A 5,744-nucleotide genomic window follows, 5' to 3' on the forward strand; every position below is an offset into this window, starting at 1 on the left:
GGGGAGGGGGGAGGGGTGCGGGCGGGAGCGCAGCGGGGCCGGGGTGGGAGCGGGAGCGGGGACGCGGGGTCAGGCGAGGCCGGACAGCTCGGCCTGCACGGCGAAGTCGGGCACGGCCGCGACGACCTCGTCGAACGTGCCGACCGCCCGCACGCGACCGCCGTCGAGCACCACGACGGCGTCGCAGTCCCGCACGGTGGCCAGCCGGTGCGCCACCACGAGCACGGTCACGCCCCGCAGGCCCGCCACGGTGGCGGTGACGGCGGCCTCGGTGGCGGCGTCCAGGGCGCTGGTGGCCTCGTCCAGCACGAGCACGTGCGGGTCGGCGTACAGGGCACGGGCGATGCCGAGGCGCTGGCGCTGCCCGCCGGACAGGCGCAGGCCGCGCTCCCCCACCGGCGTGCGCGCCCCCTGCGGCAGCGCGGCGACCACGTCGGTCAGCTGCGCGGCGGCCAGCGCACGCTCCACCCGGGCGAGGTCGACGTCCTCCTCGCTCCAGCTGAGGGCGACGTTGCGGGCGACGTCGGCGTCCAGCAGCGCGACGTCCTGGGGCACGTACCCGACGCGCTGCCGCCACGCCCCGGTGACCTCCTCCAGCGGCCGCCCGCCGACGAGCAGGCGGCCGCCGGTGGGCAGCAGCAGGCCCAGCACGAGGTCCACCAGCGTCGACTTGCCCGACCCGGAGCGCCCCACGACGGCGACGCGCGAGCCGGCGGGCACGACGAGGTCCACCCGGTCCAGCGCCGGCGACGCGCTCCCGGGGTAGGTGAAGGAGACGCCCTCCAGGCGCACCTCCACGGCACCGGCGGGCAGCGCGTCGGGGCCGCCGGCGGTGCGCAGGGAGGGGACGGGGCCGTCGGTGGCGCCGGTGTCGCGCAGCGCGTCGAGGACCTCGTGGGCGTTGGGCTGGTGCGCGTGCATGGTGGCGAAGACCGACTGCAGGCGCGTCAGGCACGGCACGACGCGGAAGCCCGCCACGGCGAACAGGCCGATCGCGGTGACGGCCTCGGTGAGGCCCTGCGTCAGGACGGCCGCACCGCCGACGACGAGGAAGCCGCCCAGCAGCGCCGCCTCCAGCACGAAGCGGGGCCCGACCGAGTAGAAGAACGCCATGCCGCGGGCGCGGGCGCTGCGGCTGCGCACCTCGCGGGCCACGCCGGCGAGCTGCTCGCCGCGCCCGCGCAGGGTGATCTCCTTGGTGGCCGCGAAGGACTCCTGCACCAGGCGCACGGTGTCGACGCTGGTGGCGACGGCGGTGCGCCCGGCCGCGGCGGCGCGGCGGGCGACGACGGCGTAGAGCACGAAGGCGACGACGGCGAAGTACCCGGCGGCCACGAGCGCGGTCTGCCAGGCGGCGACGAGCACGACGAGGCCGACCGCGGCGAGGCTGGCGACCTCGGCGACCAGGCTGGAGAAGGGCATGAGGAAGCCGTTGAACGTCTGGTTCAGGGACTCGTCCACGGTGCGCACGGCACGCGCGGAACTGGCCCGCAGCCGGTAGCTCCACGAGGCCGACAGGTAGGCGCGCACGAGCCGGTCGGCGACGTCGACCTCGTGCCCGGCGAAGCGCACCACGCCCCAGCGCACCAGCAGCAGGCTGGCCACGCTCTTGACGACGAGCAGCGCGCTGACCACCACGATGAGCACCACGAGCGTGCCCGTGCCGATCCGGTCGCCCACGACGGGCAGGGGCACGGCGAGCTGCCCGCCACCGCCCACGGCGACCGGCAGCAGCACCGCGAGCAGCCCGAGGGCGACGACGTCGAGGACCGCCAGGGCCGCCTGGGCGCCGCTGTAGACGGTGACGAAGCGCCCGCTGCCCGCCGGGAGGAGCCTCAGCAGGGCCTGGACGGTCCGGAGCAGCTCGCGCACGCCGGCCATCCTCCCCGACGCGGGCGGCGCGAACGGCCATGATGGTGCCGTGAGGAGCACCCCGCACGACGCGCCGCGCGGCGCGCACCCCGCCGCGGCCGGCACCCCGGCCGTCCCGCCGCCGGCCGCCGACCGGCACCCGGGCACCTGGGTGGTGGTGCCCCTGTACCGGGAGGCCGGCGTGGTCGGCGACGTGGTGCGCGAGCTGCGCAGCCGCTTCGCGCACGTGGTGTGCGTCGACGACGGCAGCCCGGACGGCTCGGCGGCCGTGGCCGAGGAGGCGGGTGCGACGGTGGTGCGCCACGGCGTGAACCTGGGGCAGGGCGCGGCGCTGCAGACGGGCATCGCCTACGCGCTGCGCGACGAGCTGACGACGTCGGTGGTGACGTTCGACGCGGACGGCCAGCACCGGGTGGAGGACGCCGACGCGATGGTGCGCCGGCTGGAGCGCGAGGAGCTGGACGTGCTGTTCGGCTCGCGCTTCCTGGACCGGCGCACGCAGCTGGACCCGCTGCGGCGGGTGGTGCTGCGCCTGGCCACGCTGTACACGAACCGCTCCACGGGGGTGCGGCTGACGGACGCCCACAACGGCCTGCGGGTGCTGTCGCGGCGCGGGGCGGCGCACCTGCGCCTGAAGCACGACCGGATGGCGCACGCGAGCGAGATCGTGGAGCAGGTGGGGCGCGGCGGGCTGCGCTGGGCGGAGCACCCGGTGGAGATCCGCTACACCGACTACTCGCGCTCGAAGGGGCAGTCGCTGCTGAACAGCGTGAACATCCTCGTCGAGACGCTGCTGGGCTGATGCCGGGACCGGGGAGGGGGACGTCGTGCTGCTGATCCAGCTGCTGCTGATCGCCGCGGTGCTCGCGGTGGGGGTGCTCCTGGTGCGCAGCACCGCCGGGGCCCGCCACCAGGCGGTGCGGCGGCTGCTGCTGGGCGGGCTGGTGGTGCTGGCGGTGGCCAGCATCCTGGCGCCGGGGGCGGTGACGGCGGTGGCGCGGGCGCTGGGCGTGGGCCGCGGCACGGACCTGCTGCTGTACGGGCTGGTGGTGGCGTTCCTGGGGGTGCTGGTGTCCTCCTACCGCCACCGCCGCTCGATGGAGGAGCGGCTGACGCAGCTGACGCGGCGGCTGGCGCTGGACGAGGCGGAGCCGCCGTCGCTGGCGCGTGCCCGCCACGAGCACGCCCCGGCCCCCGGGGACCGGCCGCCCGCCTGAGCGGGGGCCGGGCGCGGGGCCGGGGCGCTCGGCTCAGGCCAGGGCGTCGCGGATCTCGGTGAGCACGGCGTCCTGCACGGCGTTGGTGCCGCCGAAGACGAGCGCGGTGCCGACCTCGAGGGGGTTGCCCTGGTCGTCCTGCGTGGCGCGGGCGTCGGCCTGCAGGTCGCGCAGCGCGGTGGCGGTGACGCCGGGCAGCTGGCCGGGCTGGGTCAGCAGCAGCGGGCCGCCGCCGTAGGCGAGCAGCGCGGAGCCGGACAGGGCGTCGGCCCACCCCTCGCCGGTGGCGATGCCGACGATGGTGGTGGCGTCCTCGAAGAACCCGTTGGAGGTGAACTGGCGGGCGAGGCGGGCGGAGGTGTCGTAGCGGTCCGCGCCGGCGATGGGCGCCCAGCCGGCCTGGCCGGAGACGGCGACGGCCGCGGGACCGCCGATGGCGATCTTCGTGGCGAAGTTCCGGGTGCCGAGGTAGCCGGCGGTGGTGGCGCCGAGCTCGTTGCCGTCGCTGAGGAGGACGAGGCCGACGCTGTGCTCGGTCTCCGAGTCCACGACGCCCATGAGGGCGCCAGCGGCGAGCCCGTCGGGGAAGTTCCAGCCGGTGACGACGGAGACGCTGGTGGCCTCGGGCAGCAGCTTGGCGACCTCGACGGCGGTGCCGAAGCGGTCGGTGCCGGCGACGCGGCGGACGGTGCCGGCGACGCCGAGGGAGCGCACGGACTGCTCGACGGCGCCGGACAGCGCCGAGGTCCCGCCGAGCAGGTAGACGGTGCCGCCGGGGGCCAGCACGTCGCGGACGGTGTCGGCGACGGTGGCGTCGAGGCCACCGCTGGGGGTCAGCAGCAGCGGGCCGCCGGCGTCGGAGGCCAGGGGCGCCGCGGCGAGGGAGTCGGCGAAGGAGTCGGCGCGGGCCAGCACGACGGCGTCGGCCTTCTGCCCCGAGAAGGAGCGGGCGGCCTGGACGGCCGTGGCGATGCGGTCCGCGCCGGAGATGCGGCTGACGGTGGTGGCCTTCAGCTGCGCGTCGCCGGGCTCCGCACCGGCGGGCGCAGCGCCGCCACCGACGACGGCGACGGCGAGGGCGGCCGCGAGGGCCAGGGGGCGGGGACGCAGGCGCATGGGGACCTTCCGGGGGTGTGCGTGGGCCGGCGCGCAGGACGCGCGGACCCGACCGGTGTCGGACCGGACGGGCTCGACCTTGAGGCACAGGGTCGCACGACCCGCAACCGTGTGAGACGGCTCACACGGCTGGGGCCGTACCGGGGCGCAGCGTCCCTCCCGGGGACCAGCGTGTTCTCGGTGCGCGTCCGGGCCACTACTGTGCGCGGCATGCGCATGACTGTCATCGGGTGTGGGTACCTGGGCGCCGTGCACGCCGCGTGCATGGCCGAGCTGGGCCACGAGGTGGTCGGCGTGGACGTGGACGCCGAGAAGATCGAGGCGCTGCGCGAAGCGCGCGCACCGTTCTTCGAGCCGGGCCTGCCCGAACTGCTCGAGCGCGCCATGGCCACCGGCCGGCTGCGCTTCACCACCGAGGTCGCCGAGGCCGCCGGCTCCGCGGTGCACTTCGTGTGCGTGGGCACCCCGCAGAAGAAGGGCGAGTTCGCCGCCGACATGCGCTACGTCGACGCCGCCGTCGACGCGCTGGTGCCGCACGTGGGCGACGGCGAGCTCGTGGTGGGCAAGTCCACCGTGCCGGTGGGCACCGCCGCGCGCCTGGCCGCCAAGCTCGCCGAGAAGGCCCCGGGCGCCTCCCTGGCGTGGAACCCGGAGTTCCTGCGCGAGGGCCACGCCGTGGACGACACCCTGCACCCGGACCGCCTGGTCTACGGGGTCCCCCAGGGCCCGGAGTCCGAGACCGGCAAGGCCGCCAGGGCACTGCTGGACGAGGTCTACGCCACCCCCCTGAAGCGCGGCACCCCCACGATCGTGACGGACTACCAGACCGCCGAGCTGGTCAAGGTCGCCGCCAACTCGTTCCTGGCCACGAAGATCTCCTTCATCAACGCCATGGCCGAGCTGTGCGAGAAGGTCAACGCCGACATCACGCAGCTGGCCGACGCCATCGGCCACGACGACCGCATCGGGCGCAAGTTCCTCAACGCCGGCCTGGGCTTCGGCGGCGGCTGCCTGCCCAAGGACATCCGCGCCTTCATGGCCCGCGCCGGCGAGCTGGGCGCGGACCAGACCCTGACGTTCCTGCGCGAGGTCGACTCGATCAACATGCGCCGGCGCATCCGCATGGTCGACCTGGCCCGCGAGGTCTGCGAGGGCTCGCTGATCGGCAAGCGCGTGGCGGTGCTCGGCGCGGCGTTCAAGCCCGACTCCGACGACACCCGCGACTCCCCCGCGCTGAACGTGGCCGCGCAGATCCGCCTGCAAGGCGGTGACGTGGTCCTGACCGACCCGGCCGCGCTGGACAACGCCCGCAAGGCCGTGCCGGACATCTCCTTCGCCCACAACGTCCAGGACGCCGTGCGCGGCGCCGACGTCGTGCTGCTGCTGACGGAGTGGAAGGAGTACCGCGACCTGGACCCGGCCTCGATCTCGCACCTGGTCAAGGAGAAGCGCATCCTCGACGGACGCAACGCCCTGGACCCGGCCCGGTGGCGCTCGGCCGGGTGGACCTACCGCGCCCTGGGACGCCCCCGCGCCTGA

General features: G+C 75.8%; 5 protein-coding genes. 3 read left to right on the top strand and 2 right to left on the bottom strand.

What is annotated here, in order from left to right:
- Window positions 1-69: 69 nt before the first annotated feature.
- The gene (locus MN205_RS06875; RefSeq protein WP_374115867.1) at window positions 70-1,881 is read right to left on the bottom strand and encodes an ABC transporter ATP-binding protein; all 1,812 of its coding nucleotides are present in this window, start codon (window positions 1,879-1,881) and stop codon (window positions 70-72) included.
- 40 nt (window positions 1,882-1,921) lie between these two features.
- Between MN205_RS06875 and MN205_RS21200 the strand changes: the two genes are divergently transcribed.
- Complete coding sequence (locus tag MN205_RS21200) at window positions 1,922-2,674, top strand: glycosyltransferase family 2 protein (RefSeq protein ID WP_308220245.1); 753 nt, start codon at window positions 1,922-1,924, stop codon at window positions 2,672-2,674.
- A gap of 25 nt (window positions 2,675-2,699) precedes the next feature.
- Entirely contained in the window at window positions 2,700-3,089 is a 390-nt protein-coding gene (locus tag MN205_RS06885; RefSeq protein ID WP_242125625.1) for a DUF2304 domain-containing protein, read from the top strand.
- A gap of 33 nt (window positions 3,090-3,122) precedes the next feature.
- Here MN205_RS06885 and MN205_RS06890 read toward each other — a convergent pair whose 3' ends face one another.
- A complete protein-coding gene (locus tag MN205_RS06890) occupies window positions 3,123-4,205 on the bottom strand; it encodes a cell wall-binding repeat-containing protein (protein WP_242125627.1) in 1,083 nt (360 codons plus the stop codon).
- 210 nt (window positions 4,206-4,415) lie between these two features.
- On the opposite strand from MN205_RS06890, the gene MN205_RS06895 reads away from it, so the two are divergent.
- Window positions 4,416-5,744 (top strand): UDP-glucose/GDP-mannose dehydrogenase family protein, encoded by a 1,329-nt coding sequence (locus tag MN205_RS06895; RefSeq protein WP_242124901.1) that lies wholly within the window; start codon window positions 4,416-4,418, stop codon window positions 5,742-5,744.

The sequence above is a fragment of the Kineococcus sp. TRM81007 genome (assembly GCF_022669155.1).
Taxonomy (GTDB): Bacteria; Actinomycetota; Actinomycetes; order Actinomycetales; family Kineococcaceae; genus Kineococcus.

Coding starts and splice junctions, on each gene's coding strand:
- MN205_RS06875 (WP_374115867.1), bottom strand. CDS start 1,881: ATGGCCGGCGTGCGCGAGCTGCTCCGGACCGTCCAGGCCCTGCTGAGG.
- MN205_RS06895 (WP_242124901.1), top strand. CDS start 4,416: ATGCGCATGACTGTCATCGGGTGTGGGTACCTGGGCGCCGTGCACGCC.
- MN205_RS06890 (WP_242125627.1), bottom strand. CDS start 4,205: ATGCGCCTGCGTCCCCGCCCCCTGGCCCTCGCGGCCGCCCTCGCCGTC.